The organism is Bacillus sp. FSL K6-0138, from assembly GCF_037982765.1.
GTDB classification, from domain to species: Bacteria; Bacillota; Bacilli; order Bacillales; family Bacillaceae; genus Bacillus; species Bacillus glycinifermentans.
This window is the reverse complement of sequence record NZ_CP150286.1, coordinates 2,284,970-2,300,296: the sequence shown is the minus strand read 5'-3', so window position 1 is coordinate 2,300,296 and position 15,327 is coordinate 2,284,970. Positions and strand designations below refer to the sequence as shown.

General features: G+C 43.3%; 15 protein-coding genes and 1 pseudogene. 4 read left to right on the top strand and 12 right to left on the bottom strand.

Translation table 11 applies throughout. The features are described from left to right. The first annotated feature begins 522 nt into the window (after positions 1-522). Positions 523-1,317, top strand: a complete 795-nt coding sequence (bla, locus tag MHB78_RS12240; RefSeq protein ID WP_052948585.1) for a subclass B1 metallo-beta-lactamase — start codon at positions 523-525, stop codon at positions 1,315-1,317. Between the two features lie 37 nt (positions 1,318-1,354). Here bla and MHB78_RS12235 read toward each other — a convergent pair whose 3' ends face one another. From MHB78_RS12235 to MHB78_RS12220, 4 genes and pseudogenes are all read right to left on the bottom strand, one after another. Next, entirely contained in the window at positions 1,355-1,861 is a 507-nt protein-coding gene (locus tag MHB78_RS12235) for a ClbS/DfsB family four-helix bundle protein (RefSeq protein ID WP_046132899.1), read from the bottom strand. Positions 1,862-2,076: 215 nt separating this feature from the next. Beyond that, complete coding sequence (locus tag MHB78_RS12230) at positions 2,077-2,616, bottom strand: GNAT family N-acetyltransferase (protein ID WP_046132898.1); 540 nt, start codon at positions 2,614-2,616, stop codon at positions 2,077-2,079. Between the two features lie 632 nt (positions 2,617-3,248). Next, complete coding sequence (locus MHB78_RS12225) at positions 3,249-4,169, bottom strand: YafY family protein (protein WP_046132897.1); 921 nt, start codon at positions 4,167-4,169, stop codon at positions 3,249-3,251. 2 nt (positions 4,170-4,171) lie between these two features. Then, positions 4,172-6,396: pseudogene (locus MHB78_RS12220) on the bottom strand (excinuclease ABC subunit UvrA). 289 nt (positions 6,397-6,685) lie between these two features. On the opposite strand from MHB78_RS12220, the gene MHB78_RS12215 reads away from it, so the two are divergent. Beyond that, on the top strand, positions 6,686-8,668 hold the full coding sequence (locus MHB78_RS12215) for a methyl-accepting chemotaxis protein (protein ID WP_046132896.1): 1,983 nt from the start codon (positions 6,686-6,688) through the stop codon (positions 8,666-8,668). A gap of 42 nt (positions 8,669-8,710) precedes the next feature. On the opposite strand, the gene csaA is transcribed toward MHB78_RS12215, so the two are convergent. Then, positions 8,711-9,043 (bottom strand): chaperone CsaA, encoded by a 333-nt coding sequence (gene csaA, locus MHB78_RS12210; RefSeq protein ID WP_046132895.1) that lies wholly within the window; start codon positions 9,041-9,043, stop codon positions 8,711-8,713. Positions 9,044-9,265: 222 nt separating this feature from the next. Here csaA and MHB78_RS12205 point away from each other — a divergent pair, with 222 nt between their 5' ends. Further along, positions 9,266-10,594: a S8 family peptidase gene (locus MHB78_RS12205; protein WP_046132894.1), complete on the top strand. Its 1,329-nt coding sequence runs from the start codon at positions 9,266-9,268 to the stop codon at positions 10,592-10,594. Between the two features lie 58 nt (positions 10,595-10,652). On the opposite strand, the gene MHB78_RS12200 is transcribed toward MHB78_RS12205, so the two are convergent. The 7 genes from MHB78_RS12200 to MHB78_RS12170 all read right to left on the bottom strand — a co-directional run bounded on the left by MHB78_RS12200 (position 10,653) and on the right by MHB78_RS12170 (position 14,752). Continuing rightward, on the bottom strand, positions 10,653-11,063 hold the full coding sequence (locus MHB78_RS12200) for a DUF5367 family protein (RefSeq protein ID WP_046132893.1): 411 nt from the start codon (positions 11,061-11,063) through the stop codon (positions 10,653-10,655). 10 nt (positions 11,064-11,073) lie between these two features. Then, on the bottom strand, positions 11,074-11,673 hold the full coding sequence (locus MHB78_RS12195) for a TetR/AcrR family transcriptional regulator (protein WP_046132892.1): 600 nt from the start codon (positions 11,671-11,673) through the stop codon (positions 11,074-11,076). Between the two features lie 174 nt (positions 11,674-11,847). Further along, on the bottom strand, positions 11,848-12,333 hold the full coding sequence (locus MHB78_RS12190) for a DinB family protein (protein ID WP_046132920.1): 486 nt from the start codon (positions 12,331-12,333) through the stop codon (positions 11,848-11,850). Positions 12,334-12,635: 302 nt separating this feature from the next. Further along, on the bottom strand, positions 12,636-13,208 hold the full coding sequence (locus MHB78_RS12185; protein WP_046132891.1) for a TetR-like C-terminal domain-containing protein: 573 nt from the start codon (positions 13,206-13,208) through the stop codon (positions 12,636-12,638). A gap of 5 nt (positions 13,209-13,213) precedes the next feature. Next, entirely contained in the window at positions 13,214-13,930 is a 717-nt protein-coding gene (locus tag MHB78_RS12180) for an MBL fold metallo-hydrolase (RefSeq protein ID WP_046132890.1), read from the bottom strand. A gap of 82 nt (positions 13,931-14,012) precedes the next feature. Beyond that, complete coding sequence (locus MHB78_RS12175) at positions 14,013-14,468, bottom strand: GyrI-like domain-containing protein (protein ID WP_046132889.1); 456 nt, start codon at positions 14,466-14,468, stop codon at positions 14,013-14,015. Further along, positions 14,465-14,752 (bottom strand): zinc ribbon domain-containing protein, encoded by a 288-nt coding sequence (locus MHB78_RS12170; protein ID WP_046132888.1) that lies wholly within the window; start codon positions 14,750-14,752, stop codon positions 14,465-14,467. Before MHB78_RS12170 ends, MHB78_RS12175 begins: the two co-directional genes overlap by 4 nt. A 338-nt stretch (positions 14,753-15,090) precedes the next feature. Between MHB78_RS12170 and MHB78_RS12165 the strand changes: the two genes are divergently transcribed. Then, positions 15,091-15,249 (top strand): hypothetical protein, encoded by a 159-nt coding sequence (locus tag MHB78_RS12165; protein ID WP_157759339.1) that lies wholly within the window; start codon positions 15,091-15,093, stop codon positions 15,247-15,249. The last annotated feature ends 78 nt before the right edge of the window (positions 15,250-15,327 follow it).

Here is a 15,327-nt window from a genome sequence, read left to right as displayed (position 1 = left end):
ACCCGGAGAGGATAGCATGCCGAATGATGCATTGCCAAAACAGCATCGTCATCAGTACGACAAATAGACATACGGATGCTGAAGGCAATGCAAAAAAGGTATAAAAGGGCAGACTCATCCTATTCTCCAAGTTTCCGTTTTTTCGTATTAAAAAAACGATGGAAAATAAGATTACTGCTTCATGTCCCCTATACCTTTTCCTTTCACTGTATTTACTCAACAGTATATAAATGAAGGGAAACATTGTCAATAGGAAACATTCTTAGATTCGCCATTGTTGAACTCGCAGCGGTTTCTCATGATGAACAACCTTTCCAAATTTTATGCAGCCGGGTTAACCCGATCCTGTCAGATCCGGCAGACCCCCAAGGTCTCCTTTTTTTGTTTTTTTACAGCAACAATAAAAACTCAGAAAAACATCGTTAAGAGGGATTTCATTCTGAATATCGTATATGTATCATAAATTGTTTTGCCAAGTACGAGCTTTTTGTGAAAATCCAATGCAGGAAAGGTGAGATTCTTTTGAAAATAAGCACGGGTATGATAGGAAAAGTTGTGTTCAGTTTGCTACTTGCAGTATCCGTTGTGATGACATCGCTTAATTCTCAAATCATTGCTCAATCTAAAACATCGTCACCAACTCAGATTACCAATCCGGAAAAGACGGTTGTATTAACAAAATTGAATAACAACGTATGGGCGCATACTTCATTCAATGATTGGAATGGAACAACCTATGACCACAATGGGTTAGTTATTTCTACTTCAAAAGGGTTAGTCCTGATTGATACAGCATGGGGGGACGACCAAAAAACTGAAGAATTATTAAGATTAAGCGAAAAGCACTTAAAGAAAAAAGTTGTTCTGGCGCTGATTACTCATGCGCATGATGATAGCATTTCAGGCATCCGGGCGCTGTTGAATCAGGGAATCGATGTTCGCAGTACCCGATTGACTGCAAAGCTTGCTAAAGAATATGGGTATCCTTCGCCCAATCCGGCACTCGATGCAAGGCCCGTGATGAAAGTAGGCAACACCGTAATCGAGGCCTTTTATCCCGGGGAAGGGCATTCGAAAGACAACATTACCGTTTGGCTTCCCCAATCTCAATTATTATTCGGCGGATGCTTCATTAAGTCATTAGAGGCAAAAGATCTGGGGAATCTTTCTGATGCAAATGTAGAACAATGGGATGACTCTGTTCAACAGGTAATCGACAAATATCCGAACGTCAAAACGGTCGTACCCGGGCACGGGAACTGGGGAGATCGGAGCCTGCTCTTCCACACACTTGATCTGATCAAACAACATACCTAATAAAAGCCGAACAAAGCAGCTTGCAGATCATACATTTTCAACCCAATTGATTCTTCTTCCACTTCCTTATTTTAGTCCGGAAGCTTTTGAACGGAGCAACAGAGTTGATGTGAATATACCTTATGGCAGGCCATTTCGGGTTAGTGCCTGTCCATTTTAATGTACCTTGAGTATATAACTCTTCATTCGTAAGCGTATCAATCCAAGACTGAAACTGCGCCTCTGCTTTTTTGAATTCTTGGCGCAGTTCAGTTAACGAAAGGTGGGAATACGTTTTGTAAAAAGATTGATAGAGCGCCCCCAATTGGTTCCATTTATAATGAGGTGAAGGCGTTATCACCGTTTTCCCTAAGCGCTCATCCTTGTCCCAGCTCATCAGAAGGTTTAACCATCCAAGTTGGTAAGCAATGATTTCTCCCGGAGTCCGGTCTATATCGTTGTCGCGCACATCTCTATATTCATCAGGGATACCGTCGAACTCACCGTCTAATAACAAATAACGCTTATGAATTTCCTCTTTTAAATGTTTTTTGGACTCGTACATACTAACCACCCCGATTACGTGATTTAAACTCTATTGTACCCGATTTCAACTATACAAAAGAGGAATGTTAAACGAAAACAGCCTTCTCATTTTTAAGGAGCAAGGATGGATAATTAGCTTCGTTATTTTTCCTGAAGCTTCAGAAGGTACTTCTTAATTCTCACCCATTCGAATACAGAAAAAATGCAAACATGAGAGGACCTGGCCCTTTTCTTTTATTGCGCACTTTTTTTATATTCAATCAACCAGCAATCTTGATATCTGCCTTCATGAAATTCGTGTTTCGGAAGCATTCTCACCTTTTTAAAGCCGCATTTTTCATAGCACCTTAAAGCCCTTTCATTGGTGGCGTGAGGGTCCATCACTACCCGGTCTGCTTGATGATGCTCAATTAAATAGTGAACCATGGAAGTCACAAGCAGTGTTCCAATTCCTTTATTCCAATAATCTGTCTCGCCTATAAACTGGTCTAATCCGTAAACGGTCTCATCACGGTATCCGTATGTTTTTTTCTCTTCCTCATCCAACTGATAAAATTGGATATATCCAATTTCTCTTCCTTTGAACTCTACAATGCATTTTGTTTCATCATCTTCATCATCATAAAACACCTGCTGGACCTTGTTTACGTCAAAGGGATTGTCTCTTCCCTCATAAAATTCAAGAACTGCCGGATCAGAAAGCCATTTGGCTAGAAGGCGCTGATCACCATTTTTTAATTGACGAACCTTTACATCACCATTTTGGAACAGCATCGTATTCTCCGCTCCATTCCCTGTAAATTATTCCATCAATTCACTATACCACAAAATGCTTGCGTTAGAATGAATGACTTCATTCAGCGAGATGCACTTTTGGCTCAAAAAATATAGAGTGTTCGGATTATTTTGTGGAAGAGGGTTAAAAAACCCCCTCTTTCATATCCTTAATCAGTGTGGAAAAATCAGCTCCATAAATTCGTAACCATCTGGAAATTGAGCAGCATTTTCCCGAACAGCCTTGAGTGAACAAAATTTTCGTTAACATAGTTCATTGACTTAATTAATTGGTACAGTTTATAGGCTTTATTGATTGTTTCAGTTTCATAGATGATTAAGAATTGCTCTTTAACCCGGATGCTTGACGAAGTAGCGGAAACTTATCGGTCCATATTTGCAACTTTATTTGCTTATCGAAGAGCTTCCCGCCAATCTAATTTTTCCAGAATTCACTCTGTAAAGGATAACATTCATATACAATTACGCTGATTTTTAAATATATAAATTTGGATCATATCCCTGTCTGCCAAATGCTGAAAAAGCTTGATGCGGGATAAAAGCAAAATGCTTGCGATAATGCAATAAAGCCCCGCTTTTCCTCTCGTCAAAAAACTCAATTTTTTCGTTAATTACTTGTAATCTTTGTATAATTTTTTTATTTCGTCTAAACACTTCATAAACTTTAGAATTAACTCTCTAGGATAGATAATGCGAACTTGATTTCCAAAACTTATAATTTGTGATATAGCTTTATCAATGGTGTAATAATTTTTTTTTACAATAATTGTTCCATCAGGATTATTCGCTATTTCATCTTCCTGAAAGTTATCTAATACTTGTGCCCACATCTCTCGGTTGAATTGGAGGCAAACCTCGAATGGCTTTATGCTGCTTCCCGATTTTTCTTCTTTTATATATAGATCTTGAATGGTATATGGACGCCTGGTAAAAAAGCGATTTGTGTTACATATTTCAATGATCCTTGTTAATTTAAATACTCTGAGTTCATTTCGCAATAAACAATAAGCCCATGTATACCAGTGGTAATCTTTTAAAAAAATGCCCATCGGTTCAATGTCTCGCTCTGTTTCATTTCCTTTTTGATCTACATAGCGAATCTTAATCACACTACAATTTTGAATTGATTTGTATATTGTTTGTATATATTGAGAACTGTTATTCGAATGTGAAATTTGTAATGGAATGTTTTTATCTTGCGTGGGCGAGTCAATTAATTGATTAATTTTCGAAATCAATTCATTGATATCTTCAAACCCGGTAGCCTTTTCAATGCTTTTCAACGCCCACTGTATAGAGAGTAATTCATCTAAAGTTAGATATTTTTTATCCAATTTGAACCCATCCATTAATTCATAACCGCCCTCTTGCCCTGGAAGCGATACGATAGGAATCCCGGCACGATTAAGAGAATCGATATCTCTATATATCGTTCTCTCCGATACTTCAAAGTACCTCGATAAGTCCACAGCTTTCATTCTTTTCCTATGAATCAATAACACAATGATTCCTAATAACCGTTCGATTTTCAAGGTTAGACCCCCTGTATATCATTTCTTAGATATTGTGCGGTTAGGGAGTTACCTCTTGTTACCAAATCACGTGGCGTACCTGCGAACATGATTTCCCCCCCTCTTTTTCCGCCGCTTGGTCCAAGATCAATAATCCAGTCTGCTTGTTTCATCATATCCAGATTGTGTTCAATCACAATAACGGTACTCCCGTTATCAACTAAACGGTTTAGAATCGTTACTAGGCGTCTAACATCAGACATATGCAATCCAGTCGTCGGCTCGTCCAGAACGTAAATGTTGCCAGATCTGTGCAGCTCGCCGGCTAATTTAATTCTTTGACATTCTCCACCCGATAATGTGTTCAGCGGCTGGCCCAGTGTCATATAGTCTAGTCCTACTTCTGATAATGATTTTAAAGTGGAAACCACTTCTTTCTCCTGAAAAAATTGAACTGCCTCAAGTACCGTCATGTCTAATACGTCTGAAATAGATTTCCCGTTTAACTTATATTGAAGAACTTCATCTTTGAATCGTTTCCCATTACATGCTTCACAAGTCGTTCTAATACTCTCAAGAAATGCAAGATCCGTATTAATAAATCCGTTCCCTTGGCATTCTGGGCAAGCACCTTTGGAGTTAAAACTAAAAAGTGACTTACTTACTTTGTTAGCAGATGCAAAGGAATCTCGAATTGCATCCATAATGCCCGTATATGTAGCCGGGGTTGACCGAATCGAGGTGCTCACTGGCTTTTGGTCGATAACAATGGCATCTGGATGCTGTTCTAAAAACTCATCAAAAATCAATGTGCTTTTCCCCGAACCAGCTACGCCGGTAATTACAGTGAGAACACCGCAAGGAATGTAAGCAGTAACGTTCTTTAGGTTGTGTTTTGCGGCTTCGACAATGGAAAGATATCCGTTACATTTACGGGTTTCCTTTTTTAATGATTGTTTAGTCCTCATATATCTTCCTGTTAGTGTATCAGCGTCGTATAATCCAGGAAGATTTCCTTCATAGACAATGCCGCCACCGTTTGTACCTGCCCCCGGTCCAACATCCACAACATGATCGGCGATTTTAATAACATCCTTGATGTTCAACCACTATCACAGTGTTTCCTTTGTCACGGAGTTTTTGCAACATCCGATTGAGTCTTTTCACGTCATGGGGGTGCAGTCCGGTACTCGGTTCGTCAAAAATATACATCATATCCGTCAGGCTGCTATTAAGATGCCGTATCATCTTTACACGCTGCGATTCGCCTCCGGACAAAGTCGATGTTTCACGGTTCAGCGTGAGATAATTTAGCCCCATGTTCACGAGTGATTGCAATCGATTCGCAAGATTTGAAACGATCGGTTTTGCGATTGGATCCTTAATCATTTCTATAAATTTTATCAACTCCGTTACTTCCATAGCAGCCAACTGAGCAATGTTATAACCATTGATTTTACAATTTAATACTTCTTTACATAATCGAGTTCCGTTGCATGCAGAACAATGTTTTAAGGTTATAAAGTTCTTCACGTTGCTTGGTATTTGGCTGATTTCTTTTTTTAAGTATAGACGTTTAAACCGATCGACAACTCCTTCAAAATACTTGACAGGTTCATTTTTCAAGGGCAGTACGATTTTCTTGTTCTTTCCGTATAATAACGTTTCCCACTCTTCATCCGTAAAATTTTTTAAGATTTTATCCGGATCAAAAATGCCTGAAACTAAATGCTTATGCCAATACCAAGTTCCCACACCGAAAGTGGAAAACAAAACGGCTCCTTCATTAAGCGTCTATATTCGGCTCTATTTTTCGTCCAATTCCCTGACACTTCGGACACATTCCTTTCGGATTGTTGAAAGAAAAAACATCAGATTCGCCAATAAAGGGCTTTCCAATACGAGAAAATAGCAATCGTAATAATGAATAAATATCTGTGACCGTACCAAGCGTTGAACGTACATTTCCTCCTAAGCGTCTTTGATCAATCACCACTGCGGGGGAAAGGTTCTCGACGGATAATGCGTCTGGTTGACTGTATGTTGGCAATCGGTTTTGAATATACGCCGTAAAAGTCTGGTTCAACTGGCGTTGAGCTTCCTTACTTATTGTGTCAAATACGATTGATGATTTGCCGGATCCAGAAACACCCGTAAATACAGTGATTTTCCTTTTTGGAATATGTAAGGTTACATTTTTTAAGTTATTTTCCTTTAAGCCAACAAGTTTAATAAATTGATTTTCAATCATATTAATCACTCCTGAAACGCTGACATAATCTAAAGATCATTATACAGAAGTGTCCTGACAACATGATGTCAGGGATGCAAAAAAAAAACATATGAACTCTTATGTGTAAACACGGTTCAATAAATTGGGGCTTGAAGAACAGAGAATGTAAATATTATTGATATTTTCCACACAATAATCCGAATGCCTAAACATAAAAACAAAATTTGGTTGTTTTCAAAATTGATTCAAAATTAAGAAATTTAACCGATATAAATGTCGAAACTAGAACAAAGGAGCTATGACTATGGGAAAAATATGGGGATGGATCAAGCGTCCGTCTATTTCAAAAAGGTTAATCATTTCATTTTTATGTATATTGACAATCCCTGTTTCAGCGCTCGCGTTTAGCTCATACAGCACCGCTGGACATTCGCTTGAAGGCGAAATCATGAGGAGCGCGAACAACAGCGTTGATCAATTAAATAAAATGATCAGCCAAAATGTCGAAAAAAAGGCGGATGCGATCGCTTATTTCAGTGAAACGATTCGCAAAAAAGCATATGAGGAAAAAGGACAGACTTCCCTCAGAGAAAAATTTGAACAATACGCAAAACAAAACAAGGATGTCGAGGCTGTTTTTACCGGTTCAAAAGACAGCGTTTATGTCCAGTATCCTTATACAAAAATGCCGGATGATTATGATCCCGTTAAAAGGGGCTGGTATCAAGAAGCCGTTGAGAAAAAAGGCGAAGTGATTGTAACTGAGCCCTATCAGTCGGCCGCCACAGGCAATACCGTCATCACCATCGCCAAACAAAATGAAGATGGATCAGGAGTTGCCGCGCTCAGCTTAAATATCGACGAGCTGATTAAAGCGACGAAGGCCGTCAAAATCGGAAAAAACGGTTTTGCATTTATTTTAAGCTCGGAAAAGACATACATCGCCCATCCGAAGATCGCCGCAGGCACTGAAGGTGAAGGAGGCTGGGTGAAAGAAGCGTACGGCAAGGAAAAAGGCAAACTGCACTACGTCTCCGAAGGCAAAGACGGACAGATGGTCTTTGCAACAAACAAATTAACCGGTTGGAAAATCGCCGGTACGATCTTTGGGGATGAAATTACAGATGCTTCAAAGCCGGTCCTTCATATGGCCGTCGTCATTCTCGCCGGCGCGATGATTCTCGGAGGCATTGCCGTCTTTTTTATCATACGGGCGATCAGCAAGCCTTTGAGACAGCTTGTTTCATCTGCAAAAAGCATCAGCAGCGGCGATCTGACGCAAACCATCGACGTCCGTTCCAAAGACGAATTCGGGCAGCTCGGCACAAGCTTTAACGAAATGGCTGAATCGCTCCGCACATTGATCGGCACCATCCAAGAATCTGTGGATAATGTCGCTTCCTCCTCCGAGCAGCTGACAGCAAGCGCCGATCAGACGAGCAAGGCGACGGAACACATCACTCTGGCCATCGAGCAGTTCTCAAACGGGGCGGAAAACCAAAATGAAAAAGTGGAAACAAGCTCGAAACAGCTCGGTCAAATGAACAGCAAATTGCTTGAAATGGCGAAAGTGACGGAATCGATTACAGACTCGTCAAGCAAATCAACGAAGATTGCCGAATCTGGAGGAGAGCTCGTTCAAAAGACGGTCGGCCAGATGAATTCAATCGATCGCTCAGTCAAACAGGCTGAAGGCGTCGTCAAAGGGCTTGAAGCCAAATCAAAGGATATTACGGCAATCCTGCGCGTCATCAACGGCATCGCCGATCAGACGAATTTGCTGGCGCTGAACGCAGCGATCGAAGCCGCGCGTGCCGGGGAGTCGGGCCGCGGATTTTCCGTCGTTGCCGAGGAGGTGCGGAAGCTCGCCGCCCAATCGGCAGGCTCGGCAAAGGAGATTGAAGACTTGATTCAGGACATCGTTAAAGAAATCGACAATTCGCTGAAAATGTTTCAGTCGGTCAATGATGAGGTAATGTCAGGGCTGAAAATCACCGAAGAAACCGAGGCCAGCTTCAAACATATTTATGGCATGACAAATGAGATTGCCGGCAAGCTGCAAACGATGAATACAGCGGTCGAACAGCTGTCAAAAGGGTCGCAGGACGTCTCGGAAGCAGTCGGGGATATTGCCGAAGTCTCAAGAGAAAGCACAGCCGGCATTCAGGACATCGCCGCATCTGCGGAGGAACAGCTGGCATCGATGGAAGAAATCAGCTCGTCTGCCGCAACGCTTGAACAAATGGCTGAGGAGCTAAGGGATTTAACGAAAAAATTCAAGCTCTAATCATGCAAAGAGGCTCTCTGGGTATCCCTGAGAGCCTCTTTTTCACCCGATTCTTGTTCCGTTCGGCGCTTCTTCATCAGGCGTTAATAGGATCACATCGCCTTTTTCAGGCACGCCCCCCAGGACGAGCACCTCTGATTTAAACCCGGCAATCCGCCGCGGCGGAAAATTGACAACTGCTACGACCTGCCTCCCCTCCAGCATTTCCGGTGCGTAGCGTTTCGTAATTTGCGCGCTCGACTGCTTGATGCCGACCTCTTCTCCAAAATCGACCTCGAGCTTGATCGCCGGCACCCTCGCCTCCGGAAAATGTTCCGCTTTTACAATCGTTCCGATCCGGATATCAAGCTTTAAAAAGTCTTCGATCACTGCCATTTAGATCACCCCTTGTTTTACCAAATACAAGAACAGAATAGCATGTATTTTGTTCGAATGAAACTTGTAACCGTAGCCGGGCCGTTCCGATCCAAAGGATGCAGAAAGATCATCAATAGTGAACCGGCCCCTTTTCCCTTTCATGTGGACAGCCATCTTTACGGATTCAGCCTCTGATTCATAGATTATAAGAAAGAATAATTGATAATGAGGTGGATGCTGATGTTCGGTTCCTACATGGTTCAAATGGTTCGCAACAACGCCCACAAATTGGACCGGCCGCTGAGAGAAAAGGTGTTAAGGCTCTATAAACCTTTTAAATGGACGCCTTGTTTTTTGCACGGCCTGTTTGAAAAAATGTTGATGAAACGAAAAAAGATGTCGGTGATTATCGAATTTGAAGGAGATTGTCATCATCGTGGCTACCAATTTGTAAACGAGATGACAGGCAAGGAAAGACGAAATAAAATGAAGCATAATTTTCCGAAAATCAATTGCTGCAGCGCCGAAGTCACGCCTGCTGTCCTGAACTCCCTTCTTACAGAGTGCGGAGACATCCGCAAAATTTATTTAAACCGGAAAGTCACAGCTTTGCTTGATGTCGCCGTCGAGTCAAGCCATGCCAAGGAAGTCGTCAGAAACAACCGGACGCTGACGGGAAAAGGCGTCACAGTGGCTGTCGTGGACACAGGAATTTATCCGCATTCTGATCTTGAAGGAAGGATCAGGGCGTTTACCGACTTTGTCAACCAAAGAACAGAACCTTATGATGACAATGGACACGGGACACACTGCGCCGGCGATGTAGCAGGAAACGGACTGGCTTCTTCCGGAAAATACAGCGGCCCGGCGCCCGAGGCTGAGCTGATCGGAGTAAAAGTATTGGACAAAATGGGGGCTGGATCGCTGGAAACCGTGATTCGCGGGATCGACTGGTGCATACAATTTAATGAAGAGAATCCCGATCGCCCGATTGATATCATCTCAATGTCTCTCGGTTCAGATGCGCTTCCATACGAAAATGAACAGGAAGATCCGGTCGTCAAAGCCGTAGATGCAGCGTGGGACGCGGGGATTGTCGTCTGTGTTGCAGCCGGCAACTCTGGACCTGATGCCAAAACGATAGCAAGCCCCGGCGTCAGCGGAAAAGTCATTACCGTCGGCGCGCTCGATGACCGCGATACGGTAAGCAGAGACGATGACGATGTGGCTTCTTTTTCGAGCAGAGGACCGACGATATACGGCAAGGTAAAGCCGGATATTTTAGCGCCGGGAACCAATATCGTTTCGCTTCGTTCACCGGGTTCTTTTCTGGATAAGCTGCAAAAATCAAGCCGCGTCGGCACAGACTATATGACGATGTCCGGTACATCGATGGCCACTCCGATTTGCGCGGGAATCGCCGCACTCGTTCTCCAGCAAACACCGGGTGCCGCACCGGATGAAGTCAAAAGGCTCTTGATGGAAGGTGCCGATCTGTGGAAGGATAGAGACGCCAACATCTACGGCGCAGGCTATATCAATGCCGAAAATTCAATCCCCTCCGCCTAAAAATGAAACATTCGCCCGTTTCGAATATTGAAAACGGGCGAACGCTACATAACACCGACTATGGCGAGTCTTGCTTTTCCTTCCTTGTCAGGATGAGCGGGATCATAAGATACATTGCATAGGCACATACCATCCAAATCGCGAAGGCAATCACCTGGCCTTGTGACAGCTTTGGGAAGATCAGAGAATGGTTCCACAATGAAAACGTGTCAATGAACAATCCGGCCGCCGAACCCCAAATTCCGAGCTTGACCGCCGCATAGCGTGATCTGTCAAGCTTTTGATACAAAGACAAGACCGCGTATAGAATGACAAACGTTCCCGCTTCAAGAAGCAGAAAATTAACGAAAAAACGCTGTTCGCCGGGGTCTGCGAGAACCTGTTCCCCAAACAGTACAAAAAACATCGTCGCCCCCAGCCAGACGAGAAACGAAAAAAGAAGCGCGAGGCCTATTCTTTCCGTAAACATATGTCCCCTCCTATTCCTTTCTATCAGGTTGGCCGGCTTTTTCGGTCAAATGCTGTAAAACAAGCTCAAGTTCCCCATATATTTCTTCAGATGAAAAGCCGGGAGAAATCACTGACTGCAGCGCAAGACCGTCAATCAATGCGTTTAAAAGAATCCCCCATGTCTTGAAAGAAACCCCTTCTACCGGGGAACGCTTCCATATCTCAGAAAGCTGCTCCGTCAGAAACGTATTTTCATCGTCTGTCAGTTTGCTTATTTGGCTGTTCACCTTTTCATTGCGAAACCCAGAAACGACCAGCTCCAAAAATAGCCGATGATAATACGAATCCTCACCCGTTCTTGACTTGGCAGAAAGCAGGCCTTCCTTGACCTTTTCCTCCGCCGGCTTCCGCCCTGTCTTTAACTGTTCCCACGACGTGTAGCACACGTCCTGCACCACCTCGAATACAAGCTGCTCTTTCGTGCGGAAGTGATAATAGACGGTACCCTGCGTCACCTTCGCTTTTTCGGCGACCGCTTTGAGCGTCAAATGTTCCAGCCCTTCATCCGCAATGCACCTTTTGGCAGCATCAATCAGCATTTTTTTTGATGTGACATTAGGTCTTGCCATATCCTCACCTTCTTAGTTATTTAAATAACTAACTCTTATAAGAAAAATATAATATAGAAAGGAATATTTGTCAATTCAAATTGAAGATACTCCCTTTCAGTTTACATAATATTTTTATGGTTTCTTAATTTTATTTGAGCGCCCGGACAGCGGTTTTATCCGAGCGCTTGAACGTCAGTTTACACCTTTTGCAGGATCCCAGCTTTTCTGCTGCTTTCTTATCGTCACGATCTGCCCCAAATGATAGGTGTTATGGAGAATGAGAAGGGATAGAATTTCCGACCAGGTGTGTTTCGGATCATGTTCTGCCGGCTTGGTCAGCTTCGTTTCGTCGCAAGAGGCAAGCGCTTCTATCCATTCGGAATAAATGCGGTCCAGATCCTTTCTGCTCTCTTCCCACCCAAGTCCGCTTTTGTTGATGAACGTATCATCGATGGTATAGTCAAACGCCGGGACGGGAATTCCTTTAAACCGCTTTAAATACCGTTCATTATAAAAAATTAAATGATTGGTGATTTCCATAATCGAATTTTCTGTGCCTTCGCCTTTTTGCTTTGCCTGACTCTCGGTCAGGCCTTCAGCGGCCGTTTGAAAACAAACAAACCAAGTCGTTTCGTTATAGCATGCTTTCAATTGATTCAGAAAAACATTTTTCAGCATAACAACCCTCCTGCCCGTTTTCAGAGCCTTTTTCGCCTTTTCCATCTGCCTGTTGCACCAAGGCTGCTCTGTTTTTTTATTTTCTCTGTCCAAGCCCCGTAATCCTTTTTTTAAAAATTGACGGTTCGGTTACGGCAAAAAAATCCTTGGCTTTCGCCAAGGCAGGAAGGTGGCTGGTTAAGCCATATAATACCTACGACTCAGAAATGCTTCTTGAGTCTTAATCCCATGATACTAAACTTTCAGGAAAAAGTAAACAATTTGGAATTTTCTAAATCCATTTTCTCAGGATGCCTTTCCCCTCATTTGATCCGGCTGGCGTCAAGACCCGCCAAAAAAGCCCGGACCGTCATCTTCAGACTGTCTTCAATATCGTACGGAAGCCCGAAAGCGCGAATTTGCATAAGTGTTGCAAATCCATGCATAATGCTCCTCAAGCCCCTCACTGCATGAATGGCTGACACGTCGTCTAATTGGTAATCCTTTAATACCGAGAGGGCCAGGTTGACGATTCTCTCGCCGGCCTCTTCGATCCGTTTGTCTTCATCCGCCGGTTTCAACAGAGTCGCTTCATACAGCCCGGGGCGGTTTCTGGCGAATGCAACATAAGCTCTGGCCATATTGCAGACAGCCTCGCCTTTTTCGGCATCCTGAACCGCTGTAGCCATTTCCTCATAAAGGCTCCTCAGTCCCAACACAGCCAGCTCTTTACGGATGCCGGCAAGACCTTCAACATGATTATATAAAGACGGCGGTCGCACATTCAGTTTTTTTGAAAGTGATGCCAATGTTACCGCGTGAATCCCTTCCTGGTCTGCCAATGACGCGGCTGTTTCCAATATTGTCTGCATGTTCAGCCCTATTCTCGGAGACATCTTTTTCACCCTTTCCTTTTCAGCGAAGCTTCAGCTTCCCCGATCGCCTTTTTCATGCCTTCCAGTGGATCTATTGCCATGTTGCCGTGGCCTGTGGCAAGCACTTTAGGCTTGATGTCTAATAATTTCTTCGCGCTTTTTAAAGCTTCTTCCTTATTCCAAGTGGCAAGCGCGGGAAAAGGAAAAGAAAGCTTCAAACGTCCCGATACCGTGATCCCGCTTCTTGTGTGGTAAGCATCGCCTGCGATCAGAACCCCGTTTTTTTCATCAAAAAAAGACAGGCTTCCCGGCGTATGCCCCGGTGTTGCAATCACAAGCAATGATCCGACGTGGTCGCTGTCATACAAAAACTGATCCGGCTTTGTCCGGATGTTTTTCGGGACATCTCCCTTTATCGGTGTTTGTGCTTCGCCTTCCAAGAGCGATTTGTCCCCTCTCAACAAGCGCGAATCGCGTTCAGAAATCAAGACCTTTACACCGGGGATCGCTTGTTTGAGCGTATCAAGCGATCCAACATGATCGCCGTGTGCATGAGTCAGCACAATTCTTTTGATCGGTTTGCCAAGACCTTCAGCGGCCTCCATTATTCCTTTTTTGCTTACGGGAAGTCCGGCATCGACAAGCGTTAAACCGTCTTCTTCCTCGGCCAAATAGCAATTGACGGGAAATATAGACGGAAAAAATGTCAGCTGGTAAATCGAATCATAGCGGGTCAGTCTCAAAAGCTCCACCTCTTTAAATAAAATAAAAAACTAATGACGTTAGTTTCATTATAAAACTAATATCATTAGTTTTTCAAGATATTTATTTTTTAACGGCCACATATATGGTAACCTGAGCATTTCCTATATCGGCGGCCCTTTCATCGTAAACCTCGAAATCCCCGGTATACGTACGCAATCCTTTCTCTTTCCATGACCAAATCTCTTGCCACGTTTCAAAAACGACCTCTTCAAACCTTCCCCGCTGCGATGTGAAGACGGCGTATAAGGAAGCCGGGAGAGTGATGACGTCCTGACCGTCCCTGCATTGTTCAGCAAACGTTCCGATGGAATACGAATATGTTCCGTGCTCGTCTGTTTCATACTGTGAATAAAGCGCGATGACCTCAGACTTTGGCGGAATGGCATTTTGCTTGCTGAACAATTCCCACATTGCCGCAATTTTGCCCTTCCCTGACGCTTCCTCCGCGTTGCTCGTTACAGTCGATATCCCGGTGAACCGTTTTTTGTCCAAATATTCAAAATGCGAAAAGCTCATGACCGCCTCTCCTTCCTGTTTATCAATGTTGATTTCCAGCGCTTCAGATGCGGCAATGTGCTTTCTAAGAGCCTCCTCGCTTCCTCCTCTGTCCTGCCTCCCTCTATTAAATGCGGCACGCATATCTTAATCATATCTTCAAGGGTTGCATCAGGCTGTTTAAACTCGCCATTCTTATAGCAATACATACAATAATCGCGGCTTTTACCGCCATCCTTTTCCGTGCCGCCCAGAGCCTCCCCTGCCATCGGCATAGAGCAGCTTTGACATACCAAAGTTTCCATGTTCATTCCTCCTTTACCTAGATCATATAAAATGTAATATGACAGCATTGTGTCAAGTTTTCAGAAATTGAGGTTACATTTTGTTCGATTCCAGCCGCTTAATCAATCGCGGTCTTTTCCCCCTTCTCATTCCTTCAAAATCTCAATTTTAAAAATAGTATTATTCGTAAAACAAACGATTTCATTCCAGACTTCCTGTTTTTGATAAGCTTCCAAATAGCTGATTTACATATTCAAGATACAATTTCTATTACTTGGTTATGAAAGGGCAAGACACTGCAGATGATGGCAACGTTTTTCCTCATGTAAAAATAATGCTTTTTGGAGGATGTAGAGAGATGAAGAAATTAGCAGAATTGATATTGATGGCAGGCTTTCTACCGCAAATGCTTCAGCCGCCGGAAAGAATCATACATATAACGGAAAATCTAAGCATTTCAAGGCTGGTTCGGAAATTGGAGACGGCATCAAAGAGAAGACCAAAAACTGCTGTTTAAGGAGGAAGACGGGGCCGCGTCGTACTTGACGCACCGGCTGCTGACGGTTTACACATTTACGGAAATGTGAATATTAAA

What these genes read in the sequence shown, in the direction of transcription:
- MHB78_RS12235 (WP_046132899.1), bottom strand. Translation starts at nt 1,861, where the DNA reads ATGTACGAGTCCAAAAAACATTTAAAAGAGGAAATTCATAAGCGTTAT.
- MHB78_RS12230 (WP_046132898.1), bottom strand. Translation starts at nt 2,616, where the DNA reads ATGCTGTTCCAAAATGGTGATGTAAAGGTTCGTCAATTAAAAAATGGT.
- MHB78_RS12215 (WP_046132896.1), top strand. Translation starts at nt 6,686, where the DNA reads ATGGGAAAAATATGGGGATGGATCAAGCGTCCGTCTATTTCAAAAAGG.
- csaA (WP_046132895.1), bottom strand. Translation starts at nt 9,043, where the DNA reads ATGGCAGTGATCGAAGACTTTTTAAAGCTTGATATCCGGATCGGAACG.
- MHB78_RS12205 (WP_046132894.1), top strand. Translation starts at nt 9,266, where the DNA reads ATGTTCGGTTCCTACATGGTTCAAATGGTTCGCAACAACGCCCACAAA.
- MHB78_RS12200 (WP_046132893.1), bottom strand. Translation starts at nt 11,063, where the DNA reads ATGTTTACGGAAAGAATAGGCCTCGCGCTTCTTTTTTCGTTTCTCGTC.
- MHB78_RS12195 (WP_046132892.1), bottom strand. Translation starts at nt 11,673, where the DNA reads ATGGCAAGACCTAATGTCACATCAAAAAAAATGCTGATTGATGCTGCC.
- MHB78_RS12190 (WP_046132920.1), bottom strand. Translation starts at nt 12,333, where the DNA reads ATGCTGAAAAATGTTTTTCTGAATCAATTGAAAGCATGCTATAACGAA.
- MHB78_RS12185 (WP_046132891.1), bottom strand. Translation starts at nt 13,208, where the DNA reads ATGTCTCCGAGAATAGGGCTGAACATGCAGACAATATTGGAAACAGCC.
- MHB78_RS12175 (WP_046132889.1), bottom strand. Translation starts at nt 14,468, where the DNA reads ATGAGCTTTTCGCATTTTGAATATTTGGACAAAAAACGGTTCACCGGG.
- MHB78_RS12170 (WP_046132888.1), bottom strand. Translation starts at nt 14,752, where the DNA reads ATGGAAACTTTGGTATGTCAAAGCTGCTCTATGCCGATGGCAGGGGAG.
- MHB78_RS12165 (WP_157759339.1), top strand. Translation starts at nt 15,091, where the DNA reads ATGAAGAAATTAGCAGAATTGATATTGATGGCAGGCTTTCTACCGCAA.